Here is a 20347-nt window from a genome sequence, read left to right on the forward strand (position 1 = left end):
GACGGGTGTTACGCCCTGACCTTCCGGCGCCGCCGCTGCTGCGTGAGAAGCAGCCGGGCCCGGGGGTCGACGAACGCGCGCAGGCTGCCGCCCGCCAGGTTCAGCAGGAACACGAAGACCGCGATGGACAGGCCGGGGAACAGCACCATCGTCGGATGCTCCTGGAGATAGGTGCGCCCGTCCGCGACCATGTTCCCCCAGGTGGCCGTGGGCGGTGAGATGCCGAGCCCGAGAAAGCTCAGCGTCCCGTCGATCAGCATCGTTCCCGCCGACAGCAGGACGCACTGGACGACGGCGAGCGGCAGCGTGTTCGGCAGGACGTGCACCGCCAGCGTCTTCCAGGGCCCCATCCCGGACACCCGCGCCGCCTTCACGTACGTGCGGGTGGCCAGGCTCAGCGTGCGGCTGCGGATGATGCGCGCCGTGTACGGCGTGAAGATGATCGTCACGGCGAGCAGCTCGCTGAGCATGCCCGGTCCGATGACGACTGCGAACACGATCGCCAGGATGATGGACGGGAACGCCATCCACGCGTCCACGATCCGCATGATCACCGAGCCGACGCGGACGAAGTAGCCCGCCACCAGCCCGATGAACGTGCCGAGACTCGCCGCGCACAGCGTGATCAGCAGGGTCATGCCGATCGACACCCGTCCCGCGGTCGCCCACCGCGCGAACAGGTCCCGGCCGAACTTGTCGGTGCCCATGGGATGGTCCAGGGACGGTGACAGCAGCCGCCGCGCCGGATCCGTGGCGTTGGGGTCGGTCAGCAGCAGCGGCAGTACCAGGACCAGGACGGTGATCGACACGAGCAGGGTTCCGGCGACGACGAGCGTCTTGTTGTGCCGGGCGAAGGACGCGACCGGCGCGAGGGGGCGCCGCCGTGGCGGCGCCCCGGCCTTCTTGACGAGGGTCGCCGTCACGCGACACGCACCTTCGGGTTGACCAGCGAATAGGTGAGGTCCACCAGCAGGTTGACCGCGACGAACAGGAACGCGATGAACATGACCACCCCCTGGATGAGCGGGAAGTCGCGGGCGTACACGGCGCCGAGCAGCGTCGTGCCGAGCCCGGGGATGACGAAGATGCTCTCGATGACGACCACCCCGCCGATCAGCGAGGCGAAGTTGAGCCCCACCGTGGTCAGCACCGGCAGCATCGCGTTGGGCAGCACGTGTCGGATGGCGATCCGCCGCTCGGTGACCCCCTTCGCCCGCGCGGTGCGCAGGTACGGCTGGCTCAGCTCACCGAGCACGCCCTCCTCCATCGTGATGGTGAAGAACGCCGTCTGGCCGATGACGAGCACCGCCACCGGGAGGACGAGTTGCGGGACGGCCGCGACCGGGTCGGCGAAGAACGGCGTGTAACCGCTGGTCGGGAACCAGCCGAGGTTCAGCGCGAACACGTACACCACCAGCAGCGCCAGCCAGAACTCCGGCAGGGCGAGGCCGAACTGGGTCGCCCGGTTCACGAACCGGGCGACCCAGTTGTGCGGCGACACCGCGGCCCAGCTGACGATCAGCACGGTCAGCACGAAGCTGATCGCGGTGCTCGTCACGGCCAGCGTCAGTGTCGGCGCGATATGGTCCCCGATCACCTGGAGCACCGGTTGCTGGTAGTGGATCGATGTGCCGAAGTCACCGGTGACGACGTTGCCCAGCCAGTTCAGATACTGCTCGTACTTCGGTCCCGTGAGCCCGAGGTCCGCCCGCAGGCGGTCGAGTTGTTCCGGCGAGGCCTTGGTGCCGAGCAGCACCTGGGCCGGGTCGCCGGGGATCGACCGCAGCAGGAAGAACAGGGTCGTGCCGACGACGAACAGCACCAGTACCAGGTCACGCAGTCGACGCAGGATGACGAGGACCATGGCCGCCTACTTCTTGATCCACACGTCGGCGAACTCCATGCCCCAGCCGTCGTAGCCACCGACGTTCGGCCGGTGCGCGACATAGTTCTTCGCCATGTAGAGGGTGATGGTCGGCAGGTTCTGGCTGGTGAACCCCTGGATGGCGTCCACCGCCTTCTTGGCCTCCTCCGGTGTCTTGGCCCGGTCGTAGGCCTCCAGCAGCGGCGCCAGCTTGTCGCGCGGGTAGCCGGAGTTGTCGAGGCCGTTGACGTTGTCGGTGTACGAGGGGACCGGCGGGTTGCCGTCGTCCATCAGGGCGAGGACGTCCCAGCTGTTGGGCTTGTTGTTCTTGCGGCCCATCAGCGTGGCGAAGTCGTAGCTCTCGATGCTCGACTTGATGCCGATCTTCTTCAGCTGGTTCTGGATGACGAGCAGCGCGTCCTTGAACTGCGGGAACTCATCGGTCGTGATCATGCGGATGGTCTGGTCGGGACGGAGTCCGGCGGCGGCGAACATCTGCTTGGCCTGCTCGGGGTCGTTCTGCTCCCACTTGGCCTTGCCCGCGTCGGAGTACAGGTTCTTGTTGGTCAGCGTGGCGAAGGCGCCGTTGCTGGGCTGGGTCAGCTCCGGCACGCCCTGCGCGGCCATGATCGCCTTCTTGTCGATGAGCATGTTCATCGCGTCCCGGGCCTGCGGCTTGGAGAAGATCGACCCGGAGTTGTGGTTGAGCGCCACGTACTGGACGTTGGCGGCCGCCTCGACCTTGATCTTGAGCTGGGCGTCGCTCTTGATCTGGTCGTATTGGTCGTGCGAGGGCTCGGCGACGTCCCACAGGCCGGTCTTCAGGCCGTTCAGCACGGCGTCCTCGTCCGCGACGATCTTGTAGGTGATCGTGTCGAGGAAGGCGCGCTTGGCGCCCGCGTACCCGCTGGACGGGCCCTTCGGCGGCTTGTAGTTCGTGTTGCGTTCGAGGACGATCTGCTGCCCGCGCGTCCAGGACTTGACCTTGTAGGGGCCGGTGCCGACGATGCGGTCGTTGGGGATGCCCGTCGGACCGGACGCGGCGATGTCGGCGGCCTTGTGGATCTCCGACCCCGCGCTCGCCGCCATCAGCGCGATGAGGTTGAACGGCCGTTTGAGGCTGACCTCGACGGTCGCGTCGTCCTTCGCGGTGACGTCCTTGAGGACCGGCTTGAGCGATCCGGCGTAGCTGCCGTTCTCGACCCAGTACTTCAGCGAGGCGACCACGTCGGCGGCCTTCAGCGGCGTCCCGTCGGAGAACGTGACGCCCTGACGCAGGGTGAAGGTGAACGCGAGCCCGTCGTCGCTTTTCTGGTACGACTCGGCCAGCACGGGTTGCGGCTGGTAGTTCTTGTCGATGGTGACGAGCTGTTCGAACACCTCGTGGCTGATGTAGCTGACGCCCGCGTTGGTGTTCTTGACCGCGTCCAGCGAACCGGGGTCCTGGGCGATGCGCACCGTGAGGTTGCCGCCCTTGACCGGCGGCCCGTCGGCACCGTCGTTCGTTCCCGTCGCCTGTGAGTTGCAGGCCGACGCCAGTCCGGCTGCGACCAGGACGGCCGCCGTGGCGGCCAGGATGCGGCGAGGAAGTTGGCGCTTCCGGTGCCGTCGTGAGGGGAGCTGTTGGTTGAGGGGGGTGTCTCTGATCATGGGTGGGCTCCTCACCCCAAGTCCGGCCTCGTGGCGGTAAAAGGTAATCGCGGTCACGCCCCCGCAGTAGGCGTCAGCTTCCGTGATTCTGTCACTGATGAGAACTTTCGCCTGTCCAGTAAATCCTCGTCCGATTCGCCCCTTGTCGGCGCGGTAGGGGTTGGCGCAGACTTGCCCGTACTCGGAGTTTTGGCTGCTCATGGCGCGCGCCCGCCGGAAGGTGCGCGGTGCCGGTCGGGCGGGAGGGATGGCACACATGTCGTTGCTCGAGATCGATGATTTCTGTGTCGGAGTGGACACGGGGGACGGCAGTGTGGAGCTGGTGCGCGAACTTTCGCTGAGCCTGGAACGCGGCGAAACCCTGTGCATCGTCGGCGAGTCCGGCAGCGGCAAGACGGTCACCGCTCTGTCGGTGATCCGGCTCTTGGAATTCGTCACCCCGACCCGGACGAGCGGTGCGGTCCGGCTGGAGGACGTCGATCTGACGGCGCTGACCGCCGAGCAGATGCGCGCCATCCGGGGCCGGCGTATCGGCATGGTGTTCCAGGAGGCGATGGACAGCCTCAACCCGGCGAAGCGGATCGGCGCGCAGCTCGTCGAGGCGTACCGCCCCGCGGGCGGCCCGGTGGGCACCTCCGCCCGCGACCCGCGCCGGCGTGAACTCCGCGACAAGGCCGAGGCCCGCGCGCAGGAGCTGCTCGGCGAGGTCGGATTCCCCGATCCGGCGGGGATCATGAACCGCTACCCGCACCAGCTGTCCGGCGGGATGCAGCAGCGGGTGATGATCGCGATGGCCCTGATGTCCGGGCCCGACCTGCTGCTGGCCGACGAGCCCACGACGGCGCTGGACGCGACCACGCAGAAGGAGATCCTGCGGCTGTTCCGCGACGTGCAGCGCGCGCACCAGATGGCCTGCGTGTTCATCACCCACGACATGGGCGTCGCGGCGGAGATCGCCGACCGGATCGCCGTCCTGTACGCGGGCCGGCTCGTCGAGATCGGCCCGGCCGGGCAGGTGCTCGGCGCGCCGCGGCACCGCTACACCCGCGCGCTGGTGGAGTGCGTTCCGCAGGCGCGGGTGCGCCGCACCGAGAACCTGCCGTCGATCACCGGCTCGGTGCCGGGGCCCGCCGAGACGCTGCCCGGCTGCCGGTTCGCGCCGCGCTGCTCGCACTCAGTGGACCGCTGTGTCAGCGCCGAACCCGTCCTGAGCCCGCTGGACGAGCCGGACGGCGGCGAGGTCGCCTGCTGGAACCCCGGCGACGGCCCGGTGATCGCGTTGGACGCCCCCGTCACGGACGCCCCCGTCACGGAGTCCTCGACCACGGACGCCCCGCCGACGGAGGCCGCCGGGCCCGTCCTGGTGGTCGAGGACGTGCGCAAGACGTTCACCACCCGCGGCGGCCGCGGCGGTCTGCTCGGGCTGCGCCGCCGCGAGGAGGTGGCTGCCGTCGACGGGGTGAGCCTGGAGATCCGGCCGGGCGAGTTCTTCGGCCTGGTCGGCGAGTCGGGCAGCGGCAAGACGACACTGGGCCAGCTCGTCACCGCCCTGGACGACCCGACCGGCGGTCAGATCACCGTCGCCGGATGGCGGCACGACCCGAAGGGCGTGGACGGCGGCACCCGGGACTTCCGCCGCACCGTGCAACTGATCTTCCAGGACCCGCAGAACTCCCTCGACCCCAGGCACACCGTGGAACGGATCATCGCCGAGCCGCTGCGCGAGCTGACCGGCCTGCGCGGTGAGCCGCTGCGCCGCCGGGTGGCCGAACTGCTGGAGGAGGTCGGGCTGCCCTCGTCGATCAAGGACCGGATTCCCGCCCAGATCTCCGGCGGCCAGTGCCAGCGGGTCGCGATCGCCCGCGCCATCGCGCCCGAGCCGCGCCTCATCGTGGCGGACGAGCCGACCTCCGCACTCGACGTGTCCGTCCAGGGTCAGGTCATCAACCTGCTCCTGGAGTTGCGCCGCGAACGCGACCTCGCCTACCTGTTCATCTCCCACAACCTGAGCCTCGTCCTGTCGGTCGCGGACCGGGTCGGGGTGATGAAGGACGGCCGCCTCATCGAGGTCGGCACCGCGGAGGAGATCGCCTCCCGTCCCCGGCACGAGTACACGAAGCGGCTGCTGGCCGCGAGTCCGGACCTGGCGCCACGACGGGACCGGGCCACGCCGGACGCCGCACGGTCCTGACACGGAGGTGACGGAGGATGCGTGAGCGAAGGCCCCTGCCGACGCACAAGTTCGACGACCCGCTGATCGCGTCCGGGCCGCCCGGCTTCGCGATCGCCTCGTTCGGCGACCTGGCGCCGTGGTCGTACGCGTCGTTCCCGCACCGGCACGAGTTCTACGAGCTCGTGTGCGTGACACGCGGATCCGGCACCCATGTCATCGACTTCGTGCCCTACGAGGTGGCCCCGGTGACGCTGTACTTCGTCGCCCCCGGCCAGGTGCAGTTCTGGGAACGGCGGTCCCCGCTCGAAGGGTTCATCATCGTCTTCCTGGAGGAGTTCCTGGCCGCCCAGTACGGCGACCGGGTGTCTCCGCGCCGGTTCCTCGCGCTCGACCCGCTGGAGGTCGGGCACGCGCTGCGGCTCGAACCCGACCAGGTCGACCCGACCCTGGGGCTGTTCGCCTCGATGGACCGCGAGTACCGGCGCGCCGCGGGCGCCGACGTGTCGGTGCTCCAGGCGTACCTGCACATCCTGCTGGTCGAGATGCGACGGGCGCACAAGGAGGCCGGGGTCGGCACCGTCGAGGACCGCCGCACCGCGCTGGCCCGCAGGTTCCTGCGCCTGGTCAGCGACGAGATCATGCAGGAGCAGACCGTCGGCGGGTACGCCGCGCGCATCGGCATCACCCCGAAGTACCTCGCGGACGTGGTGAAACGCTCGACCGGCAGGACCCCCGCCGAGATCATCCGCGCGGCGCTGACCGTCGAGGCCAAACGGCTGCTCGCCCACACCGATCTGAGCATCGCGCAGATCTCCAAGCGGCTGTCGTTCGACAACCCGTCCTACTTCGGCCGGTTCTTCAAACGCGAGGTCGGCACGAGCCCGGGGCAGTTCCGGCGCCAGGCCGCGGCCACCGCGGGCGGGGCGGTCCTGGCGTCCGCGCAGGCCATGTCGGCCATGCCGCCCATGTCAACGGTGTCGGTCAACGGCGCAGGTGTCACCTCGGTTCCGTGACACAGTCACCGACCCCAGTAGCTGTCAGGCCCACGACGCGCCCGCTTAGCGTTGCCACATGGAATCGACTGTTCCGGCCGTCGAGGCCCGGTTCGCCGAGCGCCGCGCGGCACGGCTCCGCTCACTGATCACCGACGACCTGGTCACCGCGTGGGTGCGGGACCCCGATACCGGCAACCGCGAGCCGATGTCCTGGATCCTGCGGTTCCTGGACCGGCGGCCGCCGAGCGAACGGACCACCGTGTACGAGGCGGTCCCCGGCGCCGAATACCGGCTGGTGCACCCTCCGGCGCGGCGCGGGGCGCCGTTCCGGGTCGCCGACCGGCGCCGCTTCACGGATCTGGACGCGGCGCGCGAGGCGCGGCTGCGCCGCGAGCTGCACGAGGTGTTCGGCTGGGGCGAGGCGCCCGCCGACGCGGTGGACGGCCCCGACCTGCCGCCGACCGAACAGGTCCTGCTCGGCTACCCCGACCGGATCAGCGTCGCCCCCGGCGAGGACATCACGTTCATGGTCAGCGCGGAGGGCGTCGAGGAGTACACCACCGAGCTGGTCCGGCTGCGGCACGTCGACGACGACCCCGAAGGTCCGGGTGTCCGTGTCGACGCCGTGCCCGGGGCATGGCGCGGACGGCACCGGGGACGCGCGCAGGCCATCCGGCCCGGCGCGCACATCGTCGTCACGGACCCCGGCGGCGTCACCGGGGGCGCCGCCGGTTTCACCATCGCCGCCGCCGTCCAGCCCACGATCGTCACCGGCGCGCGACAGGCGATCGTGGCCCGCTGGGGCGACGGCCCGCGCGGCTACGCCCTCGGCCTGGACGAGGAGGGACGCCTCGCGCTGTGGCTCGGCGACGGCACCGCGGAGGAGGCGGCCCGTCTCGACGACCCGCTCGACCCGCACCTGTGGTGGGGCGTCGGCGCGAGCCACGACCCGGCGACCCGGCAGGTGACCCTTGTCGCCCGCCCGCTCGTCACCAGCGTCAACAGCCGGTTGAGCCCGATCGTCGTGGACGACAGGCCGCGGGTCGCGCGGCACCGGATCGACCTGGAGATGGCCCCGGCGACGCGCGGCGAGCTGCTGTTCGGCGCCCTCACCCCCGGCGAAGGCCACTACAACGGCAAGATCGAGAGCCCCGGCCTGTGGCCGTACCCGCTCACCCGGGAGGCGCTGGTCACCGCGGTGGACGAGCACGAGGCCCCGCTGCGCTGGTGGTTCGGCCCGCCGGAGGGCGGCGGCAACGCCGCCTCCCTCACCGTGCCGTGCCTCGGCCACCCCGGCCTGGACGGACGCCTCGTCAACCTGCCGGTGCGCGGCGTGACCGGACGGCACTTCACCGGACGGATCGAGCACTACGCCGTCGACCCGCGCGGCTACGGCGCCGTCCACTTCCACGACGACGCCGTCACCGACGCGGACTGGGCGCCGTCCCACGAGCTGACCGTGCCCGAGGACCTGCACAGCGGCGTGTACGCGCTGAAGGTCACGGCCGCCGACGGCTCCTGTGAACGCTCCGTGCCGTTCTTCGTCCGGCCACCCCGGGGGCGGGCCACCGGGGACCTCGCGTTGCTGCTGCCCACCGCCACCTACCTGGCGTACTCGAACGAACGCGGCCTCGGGTACGTGCCGCTCGTCCCGCCGGGCACGGCGTTCCTCGAACACCGCTACGACCTCGGCCTCTCCATGTACGCCAGCCACACCGACGGCAGCGGCGTCTGCTACGCGTCCTGGCGGCGGCCGATCCTCACGCTGGCGCCGGGCTTCGACATCCACCTGTCGCCGTTCACCCTGGCCAACGACCTGTACGTGCTCGACTGGCTCACCGAGCAGGGCTACTCCTTCGACGTCATCACCGACCACGACCTGCACGCCGAGGGGGTCGAGCTGCTGCGCCGCTACCGGGGCGTGCTCACCGGCGCGCACCCGGAGTACGCGTCCGAGCAGATGCTGGAGGCGCTCGAACAGTACGCGGACGGCGGCGGCAACATCGGCTACCTCGGCGGCAACGGCTACTACTGGATCGTGTCGTTCCACCCGGAACTCCCGCACGTCATGGAACTGCGGCGCGGCGAGGGCGGCACCCGGAGCTGGCAGGCCCGCCCGGGCGAGTACCACCACGCCACCACCGGCGAACGCGGCGGCCTGTGGGTGAACCGCAACCGCGCCCCGCAGAAGCTGTTCGGGGTCGGTTTCAGCGCCCAGGGCGGCGTGCCGTCCGGGCACTACCGCCTCGGCCCGGACCTCGACGACGAGACGGCCAAGCGGCTGGTCGACGGGGTCCCCGACGTGTTCGGCGACACCGGCCTGGACGGCGGCGGCGCGGCCGGCGGCGAGATCGACCGGTACGAGCCGTCCCTCGGCAGCCCCCCGAACGCGCTGGTGATCGCCACGTCCGAGGGGATCGGCGACGGCTACCAGTTCGCCGTCGAGGAACTGGGCGGCACCAATCCCGGGCAGGGCGCCACCGAACACCCCGGCGTCCGGTCGGACATCGTGTACTTCCGCACCCGCGGAGGCGGCTCGGTCTTCTCCGCCGGTTCCATCGCCTACAGCGGCGGGCTGTCCGTGAACGGCTACGACAACGGCGTCTCCCGACTCACCCGAAACGTCATCGAGCATTGGTTGGCCGCCCATGACTGAAATCCACAGCATCACCGTCGACCGGATGGTCCCGGTGCCCATGCGCGACGGCGCCGTCCTGCGCGCCGACGTGTACCGGCCCGCCGGGCAGCGCTGCCCGGCCCTGCTGTTCCGCACGCCCTACGACCGCACCGGCCTCGGCATGTACGGCACGTTCGCGATGCGCGCCGCCTCCGCCGGGTACGCCGTCCTCTTCCAGGACACGCGGGGACGCGGCGCCTCCGGGGGCACGTTCACCCCGTTCGTCCATGAACTCGAAGACGGTTACGACACCATCGACTGGGTCGCCGGGCAATCGTGGTGCGACGGCGGCGTCGGGATGTTCGGCGGCTCGTACGACGGTGTCACTCAGTGGCAGGCCGCCATGTCGGGGCATCCGGCGCTGAAGGCCATCGCTCCGAACGTGACCGCGGCCGACTACCACCACGGCTGGGTGTATCGCGGCGGCGCGTTCCAACTCGGCTTCAGCCTGGGTTGGACGCTGTCGCTCGCGGCGCACAACGCGGCCCGCGACACGAACTTCGCGTCGATTCGCGGCGGCATCACCGACGCCCTCGACGACCTGCCCGGCAGCGCGCTGCGGTTGCCCCTCCACGACCACCCGTACCTCGACCGTGTCGCGCCCTATTACCGGGAATGGCTGGAGCACCCCGCGTACGACGCGTACTGGGAACGGCTCGACGTGTCCCGCGCCCACCCCGACATCGACGTCGCCGCGTTCAACATGGGCGGCTGGTACGACACGTTCCTCGTCGGGACGCTCGCCAACTTCACCGGCCTGCGCGAACACGGCCGGGACCCGGTCCGGTCACGGCAACGGCTGCTGGTCGGGCCGTGGCCGCACGAAGGACTGTTCTCCGGCAACCCGGTCGGCGAATGGAACTTCGGCGGCCGCTCGACCGGCCCCGCCATCGACGCAGACGGCCTGCAACTGCGCTGGTTCGACACGTGGCTGCGGGACGCCGACACCGGCATGGCCGGCGAACCGCCCGTCCTGCTGTACACCATGGGCGCGTCCGAATGGCGCGTCGCCGAGTCCTGGCCGCTGCCCGGCACCGAGTTCCAGGACTGGTACCTGCACAGCCGGGGCCGTGCCAACACCCTCGACGGCGACGGGACGCTGCGCCGCGACAAGCCGGACGGCCAACCGCCGGACACCTATCTCTACAACCCGCGCAACCCGGTGCCGACGCGCGGCGGCGCACTGTGCTGCAACTCCGTCCACTCACGCGCCGGGGTCTTCGACCAGCGGCCGATCGAGGCCCGCGAGGACGTGCTCGTCTACACCTCGGAGCCGCTGACCGAACCGCTGGAGGTCACCGGACCGGTCAGCGTCGTCCTGCACGCGAGCACGTCCGCGCCCGACACCGACTGGACCGCCAAACTCGTCGACGTCGAACCGTGCGGATACGCGCGCAACCTCACCGACGGCATCATCCGGGCCTCCTACCGCTACAGCACCCGGGAACCGAGCCCGGTCACGCCCGGCGACGTCGTGGAGTACCGGATCGACCTCGGCGCGACCAGCAACGTCTTCCTGCCGGGGCACCGCATCCGGCTGGAGGTGTCGAGCAGCAACTTCCCGCACTTCGACCGCAACCCCAACACCGGTGAACCGGCCGGCCGGTCGGACCGCGTGGCGAGCGCGTTGCAGACCGTCCACCACGACGGCCCCTACCTGTCGCGCGTCGAACTGCCGGTCGTCCCGGAAGGCGCGGCGACCCCGTACAAGAGGGAGTCCTGACCATGCGCACCAGGCCGTTCGGCACGACCGGCATGGACATCACCGTCATCGGGTTCGGCAGTTGGGCCGTCGGGGGACCGGGGCTCATGGGCTGGGGCGCGCAGTCCGACGACGAGTCCGTCGCCGCGATCCACCACGCCGTCGCGCTCGGCGTGAACTGGGTCGACACCGCCGCCGTCTACGGCTTCGGCCACTCCGAGAAGGTCGTGGGGCGGGCGCTCGCGGAGCTGCCCGCCGCCGACCGTCCGCTGGTCTTCACCAAGTGCGGGCTCGTCTGGGACGACGACGGCGTGGAGAGCAACGACCTGCGCCCCGAGTCGATCAAGCAGCAGTGCGACGACTCGCTGCGACGTCTCGGCCTCGACCACATCGACCTGTACCAGATCCACGACCCCGACCCCGACGGCCCGCCGATCGAGGACTCCTGGGGCGCGATGCTGGAGCTCGTCGACGCCGGCAAGGTCCGCGCCGCGGGCGTCTCCAACTTCGACGTCGCGCTCCTGGACCGCTGCGCGGCCGTCGGCCCGGTCGCGTCCCTGCAACCTCCGCTGTCGCTGCTGCGCCGGGAGGCCGCCGCGGACGTCGTCCCCTGGTGCGCGGAGCACGGCGCCGGGGTCATCGTGTACAGCCCGCTGGCGTCCGGGCTGCTGTCCGGATCGTTCACCCGGGAACGGGCCGAGCGGCTGCCGGACGGCGACTGGCGGTCCCGCGCCGCCGCCTTCAAGCGGCCCGCGCTCGACCGCAACCTCGCCCTCCAGGACGCCCTGCGCCCGGTGGCGGCCCGGCACGGCGTGTCCGTCGACGCGGTCGCGATCGCCTGGACGCTGGCCTGGCCCGGTGTCACCGCCGCGATCGTCGGCGCCCGCACGCCCGCCCAGGCGGACGGCTGGCCCGAGGCCGCGGCGCTGCGCCTCACCGGCGAGGACCTGGCCGAGCTCGCGGCGGCGGTCGAGACCACGGGCGCGGGGAGCGGACCAGTCACGCCCGGCGCCTTCGACAAGTGACGGCGCTCGAAACGAGTGACACGGCGCCGGGACGAGTGACAGGGCCGCTGCCACCAGTGCCTTACCGCGAAAGCGCACTCCCAGAAGACTTGTCAGTAACGGTCGGGTAGGCGAGGCGCCACCCGTTCGGTCCGTAGATCGAGGAGAGGCATGGGCAAGTACGACCACCTGTTCATCACGCAGATGCTCGAGTGCGGCGACGACCTCGTGAACGAGGGCGCGGCCGCGGGCGGGGAGCGCCCGGCGAACATCGGCCTCCCGTTCGGCCTGATGCGCGGCGCCGACGTCGAGGCCAGCCAGGTCCACATGGCCTACAGCTGGATCAACCCCACGTCCGACAAGACCCACTGGGTGAACGACCATCAGCACACCTACGACGAGGTGCTGATGTGGATGGGCAACGACCCTGACGACGTCCACGACCTGGGCGCAGAGTTGTACCTCGACATCGAGGGCGAGCGGCACACCGTCACCACGACCGGCGCGGTGTACATCCCCGCCGGGATCAGGCACTGTCCGCTCGGGTTCAACTACGTCAACAGGCCCTTCACGTTCATCTCGCTGTCGTTGAGCCCGACGTACTCGTCGGACGAGAACATGCCTCGTCCGGCGCACACGTAGCCCGGCTCACACCCAAGGGCCTCCCGGCCGTCGCCCCGAATTTTCGCGGGGAGGGCGGCGGCCGGGACTCCACCCGGTCACCGGGATCGGATGAGGCATCGGCGGGCCGAGACGGCGAGCAGGAGGCAGAGCGTCACGGTCACCACGGTCGCCGCCGCCACGGCGGGGGCGAGCAGCAGCTCCCAGGAGACGAAGGTCGCGGCGGCGGCGCTCAGCGTCATGGCCGCGGTGTAGCAGCCGAGCGCGGCCAGCACGAACGCGCCCAGCAGCCTCCGGCCGCGCGACGGCCGCCGGAACGGGCGCGGGCGATGGTCGGCGATCAGCCGGACGTACCACACCACGCCGATCGCGACGAGGTTGACGGCGTCCGCGCCGTAGCCGAGCGCCCTGATCACGTCGGCCCACGCGGGTTCGATCGCGGGCCAGGGCGTCGTCCAGTGCGCGAGCTGCCACACGACGAGCAGCAGCGGAAGACCGGCCGAGGCGTGCAACGCGGTCCTGCGCCCCTGGACGACGTCGAGTTCCTCCTGGAACTCCGCGGAGACGACGTCCAGGTCGCCGAAGTCGGCGACGGCCCGGCGCTCCGCCTCCGCGTCGGGACAGCCGGTGAGCCTGTACGCCTCGGCGACGTCCACGAGACCGTCGCGGGCCTCGCTCAGCAGCTCGTCCCTGACGCGGCCCGGCCCGGTGAGCCGGTCGCGCAGCCTCAGGAGGTAGCCGTCGATCGACGGAGCACCGTCCCCGGGGGCCGCGCGGCGCGGCTCAGGTCGTCCGGGTACGGAGTTCATTGCCGAGGATGCCCTCCATGGCGCCCGCGAGGGAGCGCCACGACTCGCGTTCCTTCGCCAACGCCCCGCGGCCTTCGGGCGTGAGCGTGTAGGTGCGGCGGTCGCGTCCGGACACGTTGCTCCACGCGCTCCGGACGTGGCCGACGCGCTCCAGCCGCCGCAACGCCGGGTAGATCGTGCCCGCGGGGACGTCCACCACCCCGCCGCTGCGCCGGTGCAGCGCCTCCATGATCGCGTAGCCGTGCCGGGGCTCGTGCTCGATCACGGCCAGGATCATGGCGTCGAGATGTCCGCGCACCGCATGCGGCTTCACGCGAGCGAGTCTACCGGCGCCTCCTCCGCGGCTGGCTTCGTCGCGCCCTTGACGTGCAGGTCCGGCAGCCGGCGCAGGGCGCGGGGCAGCCACCACGCGCGGGAGCCGAGGGCGCCGAGCACGGCCGGCGCCACGGCCAGCACCAGGACCGCCTGGACCAGGACGGCGACGGCCAGCCCGAGACCGAACTGCTTCATGATGCGGTCGGGCGACAGCGTGAAGCTCCCGAAGACGGCGGCCATGATGAGCGCGGCGGCGAGGATCACCCGGCCGGACGCGCGCAGCCCCTCGGCGATCGCGTCGCGGGCGTCCCGCGCCGTCTCGGCCGCCTCCTTGATCCGGGAGAGCAGGAACATCTGGTAGTCCATGCTCAGACCGAACAGGAGCGCCATCAGGGTCATCGGCGTGTAGCTCTCCAGCGGCCCGGTCCGTCCGACGCCGAACAGGCTCATGGCCCAGCCCCACTGGAACACCGCGACGAGGACCCCGTACGCCGCGCCGAGGGACAGCACGGTGAGCGCGACAGCCAGGAGGGGCACGACGACCGACCGGAACACCAGTACCAGCAGGACGAGGGACAGGCCGAGGACGGCGGCCACGAAGATCGCGAGCCGGGAGGCCATCCGGTCGGCGAGGTCCTCGAAGGTGGCGGTCACCCCGCCGACATGGAACCGCGTCCCGGTGCCCGCGGTCGCCTCGGGCAGGATCTCCTCGCGCAGCTCGCGCACGAGTTCGGTGGTGGCGGGGTCCTGCGCGTCGGTGCGCGGCGTCACCGTGATCATCGCGGCCTCGCCGTCGGCGCTCGTCAAGGGCCGGGCCGCGTGGGCGACGCCGTCCGCCGCCGACACGCGCCGCATGACCGTGTCGAGGGCGCGCCGGTCCGCTCCGTCGAGTTCGGCGGCCAGCGTGAGGGTCGCGGTGGAGCCGACGCCGAATGCCTCCGTCTTGAGGTCGTGCGCCCGCCGGGTCGTGTCGGACGCCGGAAGGTTGCCGGCGTCGTTGCTGCCGAGCCGCATGCCGAGGGCGGGCAGGGCCACCGCGCCGGTGACGACGACGCCGAGCACGATGAGCGGGGCCGCGCGGCGCTGGACGAACCCGTTCCAGCGCACCCAGCCCGTGCCAGCGCCGCTCCGGCGGTCGGCCCACCGGCGCAGGCGCCGTTCCCCGAACAGGCCGAGCAGGGCGGGGACGAGGGTGACCGCGACGACCATGGTGATCAGCACGCCCAGCGCGCAGCCGAGGGCCAGGCCGTGCACGAAGCCGACGCCCATGAACAGCATGCCCGTCAGCGAGATGATCACCGTGACGCCGGCGAACAGCACGGCGCGGCCCGCGGTGGCCGTGGCCTCGCCCGCGGCGTCCTCGGGGCCTCGCCCCGCCCGCAGGGCGGTCCGGTAGCGGGTGACGAGGAACAGCGCGTAGTCCACCCCCACGCCGAGGACGATCATGATGGCCACCGACATCGTGAAGTCGGGCACCTCCATGACCTTGGTCAGCAGCATGACCAGCCCGAGGGAGCCGAACAGGCCGACCAGCGCGGTGAGGATCGGCATGCCGACGATCAGCAGGGAGCCGAAGGCCACCAGCAGGATGACGGGGCATGGAAGACGATCTCTCCCATGCCGGTGGACCGGTCGGGGAAGTGCTCGGTGAGCACCTCGTACGCGCGCTGGGAGTCGGCGTCCTGGAGCGCGAACTCGGAGTCGAAGTCGGGCTTGACCATGCCTCCGACGCTCACCAGCGTGAACGCGAGCAGGATCCAGGACACGACCACGGTCCTGCGCCGCCGGTGACACCAGCGTCCGAGCCGTTCGAGCATCGTCCACACCTCCACCACAGTTTGGTACTACGAGCTGTAGTACTACTACGGGTAAAGGGTGTATGTATAGAGGACGCATATATGGCGTGTCTACACGTTGCGGAACGAGTGCATGGAAACCTTGCTCGAACGACCCGACCGATCAGCCGGTCTGCATCAGGGACGCCGCGTCCCGCCCCGCCCAGTCGTGCGGTTGCAGGAACCGCGCGACATCGCTCTCCGGGCTGCCCGGAAGCGGCCTGATGTCGAAGCCCCAGCGCGCCAGCGGCGGCATCGACATCAGCACCGCCTCGATGTTCGCCTTGGTCTGGAGGCCGAACAGCGTGCCGCGGTCGTAGACGAGGTTGAACTCCGCGTACCGGCCCCGCCGGGCCAACTGCCACGACCGTTCGCGCTCGCCGTACGTCATGACCGAACGGCGCCGGACGATCGGAAGGTAGGCGTCGAGAATGGTCCGCAGGCCGTCCTCGACGAAGGGGAGGTACCTGAGCGGGCCGTCCGGCGTCCCCTCGGTGATCCGGTCGAAGAAGATGCCGCCGATGCCGCGCATCTCCGCCCGGTGCTTGATGTAGAAGTACTCGTCGCACGCGGCCTTCCATTCCGGATACCGGGCGAACTCGTGCCGTGCGCACCAATCCTTGAGCGAACGGTGGAAATGGACGGCGTCCTCCTCGAAGCCGTACATCGGAGTGAGATCCATTCCGCCGCCGAACCACCATTCCGCGCCGTCGATCTCGAAATAGCGGAAGTTGGCGTGGAACGAAGGCGCGTACGGATTCAGCGGATGCAGGACCATCGAGATCCCCGTCGCCCGAAACGGCTTGTCGGCCAGCCGGGGCCGCGACCGGCTGACCGCGGACGGCACGTTCGAACCCGCGACCAGGGACACGTTCACACCCGCGCGTTCGAACACGCGCCCCTGCTCCAAATTCCTGGCCCGCCCGCCGCCCAGGTTCGGGCGCGTCCATTCCGAGCTCAGGAAGCGTCCCACGCCGTCCTGCTCCTCGAAGGCGGCGACCAGACGGTTCTGGTGCTCGCGCAGCACGTCCGCGATCGTCTCCGCGTGCGCGGGTCCGGCCTGGCTCATCGTTCCCCGTCCTCTCCGTCCTCGTCCCCGGCGGACTCGGTGGCGCGGGGGAACTCGTGAACGAGATCCACGAGGCGGGCGACGTTGTCGGGTGGCGTGCCCGGCAGGACGCCGTGGCCGAGGTTGAAGATGTGGGCGCCGCCGAGCCCGTCGCGCAGGACCTGGCGTCCGGCGGCGAGGACGGTCTCCCGGTCGGTGAGCATCACGGTCGGGTCGAGATTGCCCTGCAACGCCTTGCCCGGAAGCGCGGCGCGGCTCACGTCCAGGGGCTGCCGCCAGTCGACGCTGATGACCTCGGCGGGCAGCCGCGCGATCTGCGGGTACAGGTGCGAGGCGCCGACGGCCAGGTAGATGCGGGGGACGCCGGTGTCGGCGAGCTCGTCGAGGACGCGCCGCGCGTACGGCATCCCGAACGTCGCGTAGACCCGGCGGTCGTGGATGCCCGCCCAACTGTCGAACAGCTGCACCGCCCCGGCCCCGGCGGCGATCTGTTCCCGCAGGTACGCGGCCGTGACGGCGGCGAGCTTGTCCAGCAGGGCGTGCGCGGCGAGCGGTTCCCGGCGCAGCCACGACCGGAACTCGGCGTAGTCGGCGGAACCGGCGCCCTGCACCGCGTATCCGGCGACGGTCAACGGGGCTCCCGCGAACCCGATCACCGGGACCGGGCTCTGCTCGCGGACCAGCCGGATCGCCTCCCCGACGAAGGGGGCCAGTTCGTCCCCCGGCGGGACGGCCAGCCGCGCGACGTCCTCGGCCGTCCGGACCGGCGCCCGGATCACCGGCCCAGGCGCGAAGTCGACCGGCACGCCCATCGGCGGCAGCGGCGTCATGATGTCGCTGAAGATGATCGCGGCGTCGAGGGGGAACCGGCGCAGCGGCTGGACGGTCACCTCCGCGGCGATCTCGGGGGTGCGGCACATCTCCCAGAACGAGTGGCGCTCCTTCAGCGCCCGGTACTCCGGCAGGTAGCGCCCGGCCTGCCGCATGAGCCAGATCGGCGCCCGCGGCGTCGACGCGCCGCGGGCCGCGTCCAGAAAGACGCTCGTCGCCTGTTCGGTGGTAGTCACCCGGCCCTCCAGGAATTCCGTCGGATCGTCGCGACGCTAACAAGCGCGCCGATCCGGAATCCATACGGTGCATCGCATTACCGCACTTAGCCGCCCTTAGTACGGGGACCGCGAACGACTACGGCGGTTACCTGGACGGCGCCGAACGCGCCGGCTTACGTTCGCCTGGCCCCGCCCGGTATTTCGCCGCTCCAGCGAACAGGGCGGCGGCCCTAGAAATGTGAGGCTGATCAAACTCGTGATGCGCATTCACCACATCGGGATCGATCACAGGACCGCTCCCATCGCGTTGCTCGAACGGCTGGTGATCCCGCGGGCCCGCCTCCCCGAGGCGCTGCGGCGGATCTCCGATCATCCGGGGATCGGGGAGGTCGTGCTCCTGACGACCTGCCACCGGCTGGAGGCGTACGTCGCGACGGACCGGCACAGCGAGGCCACCTGCCATGTCGTCGACGCCTTCGCCGGGTTGGCGGGCGTGCCCGCCCACGCGGTCTGGGAGTCGGCGTCGATCCGCCGCGAGACCGAGGCCGTCACGCACCTGTTCCGGGTCGTCTGCGGGCTGGAGTCCATGGCGGTGGGGGAGGAGCAGATCGTCGCGCAGGTGCGGGCGGCGCTGCGGAGGGCGCGGGCCGCGTCGACGGCGGGCCCCGTCCTGACGGCACTGACCGAGAGCGCGCTGCGGGTGAGCAAGCAGGCGCGCACCGAGACCCGGGTGGGACGGGCCGGGGTGTCGCTCGTCCACGCCGCCTTCGACGTCGCGGCCGGGGAGCACGGCGGCCTGGCGGGACGCACCGCGCTCGTCGTCGGGACCGGGACGATGGGCGCGCTCGCGGCCCGGCTGCTGCGCGACCGGGGCGCCGGGGACGTGCACATCACCAGCCGCACGCACGCCAACGCCGTACGTCTCGCCGAGGAGGTCGGCGGGACGGCCACGACGTCCGACGCGTGGGACCCGGTGCTGGAACGATGCGACCTCGTCGTCACCTCGACCGGGGCGCAGGGGCACGTACTGGACGCCGACCGGCTCCGGGTCGCGCGGAAGGCGGCGGGCAACCGGCCGATGGTCGCCCTGGACCTGGCGATGCCGCGCGACATCGACCCCCTCTGCGCCGACGTCGAAGGCGTGCGGCTCATCGACATCGAGGAACTCGGCCGCCTGCTCACCGGCCACGGGGCCGCGGGCGACGTCGCGCGGACCGAGGAGATCGTGACCGAGCAGGCGGCGGTCTTCCTCGCCCGCCGCCTGGAGGCGACGGTCAAGCCCCTGATCGTCGCCCTGCGCGGCCGGGCCCGCGAGGTCGTGGACCAGGAGCTGGCCCGGCTCGCGCACCGGCTGCCCGACATGGCGGACCGGGAGCGCGCCGAGACCGTCGCCGCCGTCGACCGGATCGTCGGCAAACTCCTGCACACCCCGATCGTCCGGGCGAAACAGCTGTCCACCACGCCCGAGGGGCGCCTCTACCTGGAGGCGCTGTTCCGACTCTTCGACCTGGACCTCAGTGAGGCGAACGCATGACCAGCAACGACACCGCCAACCACACCGCGTTCGGTGACCGCCGCCCGCTGCTGCTCGGCACGCGCCGCAGCAAGCTCGCGGTGGCGCAGGCCGGCTGGGTGGCCGACCGCGTCACCACCGCGACCGGACGTCCCGTCCGGCTGGTGACCCTGTCCACGGAGGGCGACGAGACGACCGCCCCGATCGAGCGGATCGGGTCGACGGGCGTGTTCGTCACGGCGCTGCGCCGCGCGCTGCTGGCGCGCGAGGTCGACTTCGTCGTCCACTCCTACAAGGACCTTCCGACGGCGCCGGAGCCCGACCTGCGCGTGGCGGCCGTCCCGGAGCGGGAGGACCCCCGCGACGCGCTCGCGGGCCCGGCCGGGCTGCCCGGCTCCCTGCCCGAACTGCGGGCGGGCGCCAGGATCGGCACCGGCTCGCCGCGCCGGGCCGCGCAACTCCGCGCCTACGCCCCCCACCTGGACATCGTGCCGATGCGGGGGAACGTCGACAGCCGGCTGCGCAAGACCATGGACGGCGAACTCGACGCGGTGGTCCTCGCCATGGCCGGGCTGTCGCGCCTCGGCCGCCTGGGCGACGTCGCCGCGCCGCTGCCGCCCGACGTGCTGCTGCCCGCGCCCAGCCAGGGTGCCCTCGCCGTCGAGTGCCGGGCGGACGACACGGACACCGTCGCGCTGCTCGGCACCGTCGACGACCCGCGTTCGCACCGGGCCGTCGCCGCCGAACGCGCCTTCCTCACCGAACTGGCGGCGGGCTGCACCTCCCCGGTCGCCGCCCTCGCCGAGCACACCGGCGCCGGGACGCTGCGCCTGGAGGGCCTGATCGCCGCCCCCGACGGTTCGGCCGTCGTGCGCCGCGCCGTCTCCGGTTCCGCCGCCGACCCCGTCGAGATGGGCAGGGGCCTCGCCCGGACGCTCCTTGCGGACGGCGGCGCGGACCTGCTCGCCCTTCCCGCCCAGGCGGCCGCCGACCCCCACGGCGACCCCCGCCGCCGACCCGTGCACGTCTCGCAACCGCTCGGCCAGAGATGACCGGCCGACGCCGACAGCG

17 protein-coding genes are annotated in these 20347 nt (G+C 71.4%); 8 read left to right on the forward strand and 9 right to left on the reverse strand.

What is annotated here, in order from left to right; translation table 11 throughout:
* Nucleotides 1-8: 8 nt before the first annotated feature.
* The 3 genes from D0T12_RS22685 to D0T12_RS22695 are packed head-to-tail and all read right to left on the reverse strand — an operon-like array spanning nucleotide 9 to nucleotide 3514.
* Nucleotides 9-923 (reverse strand): ABC transporter permease, encoded by a 915-nt coding sequence (locus D0T12_RS22685; RefSeq protein ID WP_117401705.1) that lies wholly within the window; start codon nucleotides 921-923, stop codon nucleotides 9-11.
* A complete protein-coding gene (locus D0T12_RS22690; RefSeq protein ID WP_117401706.1) occupies nucleotides 920-1864 on the reverse strand; it encodes an ABC transporter permease in 945 nt (314 codons plus the stop codon). The genes D0T12_RS22685 and D0T12_RS22690 overlap by 4 nt, the downstream gene beginning before the upstream one ends.
* 6 nt (nucleotides 1865-1870) lie before the next feature.
* Nucleotides 1871-3514 (reverse strand): ABC transporter substrate-binding protein, encoded by a 1644-nt coding sequence (locus D0T12_RS22695; RefSeq protein WP_158581594.1) that lies wholly within the window; start codon nucleotides 3512-3514, stop codon nucleotides 1871-1873.
* Between the two features lie 256 nt (nucleotides 3515-3770).
* Here D0T12_RS22695 and D0T12_RS22700 point away from each other — a divergent pair, with 256 nt between their 5' ends.
* The 6 genes from D0T12_RS22700 to D0T12_RS22725 all read left to right on the forward strand — a co-directional run bounded on the left by D0T12_RS22700 (nucleotide 3771) and on the right by D0T12_RS22725 (nucleotide 12707).
* Entirely contained in the window at nucleotides 3771-5705 is a 1935-nt protein-coding gene (locus D0T12_RS22700; protein WP_117401707.1) for a dipeptide ABC transporter ATP-binding protein, read from the forward strand.
* A gap of 17 nt (nucleotides 5706-5722) precedes the next feature.
* Nucleotides 5723-6700, forward strand: coding sequence for a helix-turn-helix domain-containing protein (locus D0T12_RS22705; protein WP_117401708.1), 978 nt, complete (start codon nucleotides 5723-5725; stop codon nucleotides 6698-6700).
* A 58-nt stretch (nucleotides 6701-6758) separates the two neighbouring features.
* Entirely contained in the window at nucleotides 6759-9338 is a 2580-nt protein-coding gene (locus tag D0T12_RS22710) for a N,N-dimethylformamidase beta subunit family domain-containing protein (RefSeq protein ID WP_117401709.1), read from the forward strand.
* On the forward strand, nucleotides 9331-11082 hold the full coding sequence (locus tag D0T12_RS22715; protein ID WP_117401710.1) for a CocE/NonD family hydrolase: 1752 nt from the start codon (nucleotides 9331-9333) through the stop codon (nucleotides 11080-11082). The genes D0T12_RS22710 and D0T12_RS22715 overlap by 8 nt, the downstream gene beginning before the upstream one ends.
* Nucleotides 11083-11084: 2 nt before the next feature.
* On the forward strand, nucleotides 11085-12086 hold the full coding sequence (locus D0T12_RS22720) for an aldo/keto reductase (RefSeq protein WP_233526232.1): 1002 nt from the start codon (nucleotides 11085-11087) through the stop codon (nucleotides 12084-12086).
* A gap of 150 nt (nucleotides 12087-12236) precedes the next feature.
* Nucleotides 12237-12707 carry a cupin domain-containing protein gene (locus tag D0T12_RS22725; protein WP_117401711.1) on the forward strand — a complete coding sequence of 157 codons (471 nt, stop codon included), beginning with the start codon at nucleotides 12237-12239 and terminating at the stop codon, nucleotides 12705-12707.
* Nucleotides 12708-12784: 77 nt separating this feature from the next.
* On the opposite strand, the gene D0T12_RS22730 is transcribed toward D0T12_RS22725, so the two are convergent.
* From D0T12_RS22730 to hemE, 6 genes are all read right to left on the reverse strand, one after another.
* The gene (locus D0T12_RS22730; RefSeq protein ID WP_117401712.1) at nucleotides 12785-13495 is read right to left on the reverse strand and encodes a permease prefix domain 1-containing protein; all 711 of its coding nucleotides are present in this window, start codon (nucleotides 13493-13495) and stop codon (nucleotides 12785-12787) included.
* Complete coding sequence (locus D0T12_RS22735; protein ID WP_117401713.1) at nucleotides 13470-13808, reverse strand: PadR family transcriptional regulator; 339 nt, start codon at nucleotides 13806-13808, stop codon at nucleotides 13470-13472. The genes D0T12_RS22730 and D0T12_RS22735 overlap by 26 nt, the downstream gene beginning before the upstream one ends.
* Entirely contained in the window at nucleotides 13805-15391 is a 1587-nt protein-coding gene (locus D0T12_RS22740; RefSeq protein ID WP_158581595.1) for an MMPL family transporter, read from the reverse strand. The genes D0T12_RS22735 and D0T12_RS22740 overlap by 4 nt, the downstream gene beginning before the upstream one ends.
* Nucleotides 15370-15642: a hypothetical protein gene (locus tag D0T12_RS35490; protein ID WP_158581596.1), complete on the reverse strand. Its 273-nt coding sequence runs from the start codon at nucleotides 15640-15642 to the stop codon at nucleotides 15370-15372. Before D0T12_RS35490 ends, D0T12_RS22740 begins: the two co-directional genes overlap by 22 nt.
* A 127-nt stretch (nucleotides 15643-15769) precedes the next feature.
* A complete protein-coding gene (hemF, locus tag D0T12_RS22745; protein WP_117401715.1) occupies nucleotides 15770-16714 on the reverse strand; it encodes an oxygen-dependent coproporphyrinogen oxidase in 945 nt (314 codons plus the stop codon).
* Entirely contained in the window at nucleotides 16711-17781 is a 1071-nt protein-coding gene (gene hemE / locus D0T12_RS22750) for a uroporphyrinogen decarboxylase (protein ID WP_199487634.1), read from the reverse strand. The genes hemF and hemE overlap by 4 nt, the downstream gene beginning before the upstream one ends.
* 241 nt (nucleotides 17782-18022) lie before the next feature.
* On the opposite strand from hemE, the gene hemA reads away from it, so the two are divergent.
* Nucleotides 18023-19297 carry a glutamyl-tRNA reductase gene (gene hemA, locus D0T12_RS22755; protein ID WP_147339599.1) on the forward strand — a complete coding sequence of 425 codons (1275 nt, stop codon included), beginning with the start codon at nucleotides 18023-18025 and terminating at the stop codon, nucleotides 19295-19297.
* The gene (gene hemC, locus D0T12_RS22760; RefSeq protein WP_117401718.1) at nucleotides 19294-20328 is read left to right on the forward strand and encodes a hydroxymethylbilane synthase; all 1035 of its coding nucleotides are present in this window, start codon (nucleotides 19294-19296) and stop codon (nucleotides 20326-20328) included. Before hemA ends, hemC begins: the two co-directional genes overlap by 4 nt.
* Nucleotides 20329-20347: the final 19 nt, after the last annotated feature.

Source organism: Actinomadura spongiicola (assembly GCF_003432485.1).
In the GTDB taxonomy this organism is placed as follows: domain Bacteria; phylum Actinomycetota; class Actinomycetes; order Streptosporangiales; family Streptosporangiaceae; genus Spirillospora; species Spirillospora spongiicola.

Excerpts from the sequence above, each read along its gene's own strand:
- D0T12_RS22730 (WP_117401712.1), bottom strand. The coding sequence starts at position 13,495 with ATGAACTCCGTACCCGGACGACCTGAGCCGCGCCGCGCGGCCCCCGGG.
- D0T12_RS22705 (WP_117401708.1), top strand. The coding sequence starts at position 5,723 with ATGCGTGAGCGAAGGCCCCTGCCGACGCACAAGTTCGACGACCCGCTG.
- D0T12_RS22695 (WP_158581594.1), bottom strand. The coding sequence starts at position 3,514 with ATGATCAGAGACACCCCCCTCAACCAACAGCTCCCCTCACGACGGCAC.
- hemC (WP_117401718.1), top strand. The coding sequence starts at position 19,294 with ATGACCAGCAACGACACCGCCAACCACACCGCGTTCGGTGACCGCCGC.
- hemA (WP_147339599.1), top strand. The coding sequence starts at position 18,023 with ATGCGCATTCACCACATCGGGATCGATCACAGGACCGCTCCCATCGCG.
- D0T12_RS22720 (WP_233526232.1), top strand. The coding sequence starts at position 11,085 with ATGCGCACCAGGCCGTTCGGCACGACCGGCATGGACATCACCGTCATC.
- hemF (WP_117401715.1), bottom strand. The coding sequence starts at position 16,714 with ATGAGCCAGGCCGGACCCGCGCACGCGGAGACGATCGCGGACGTGCTG.
- D0T12_RS22700 (WP_117401707.1), top strand. The coding sequence starts at position 3,771 with ATGTCGTTGCTCGAGATCGATGATTTCTGTGTCGGAGTGGACACGGGG.
- D0T12_RS22710 (WP_117401709.1), top strand. The coding sequence starts at position 6,759 with ATGGAATCGACTGTTCCGGCCGTCGAGGCCCGGTTCGCCGAGCGCCGC.
- D0T12_RS22690 (WP_117401706.1), bottom strand. The coding sequence starts at position 1,864 with ATGGTCCTCGTCATCCTGCGTCGACTGCGTGACCTGGTACTGGTGCTG.
- D0T12_RS22725 (WP_117401711.1), top strand. The coding sequence starts at position 12,237 with ATGGGCAAGTACGACCACCTGTTCATCACGCAGATGCTCGAGTGCGGC.
- D0T12_RS22715 (WP_117401710.1), top strand. The coding sequence starts at position 9,331 with ATGACTGAAATCCACAGCATCACCGTCGACCGGATGGTCCCGGTGCCC.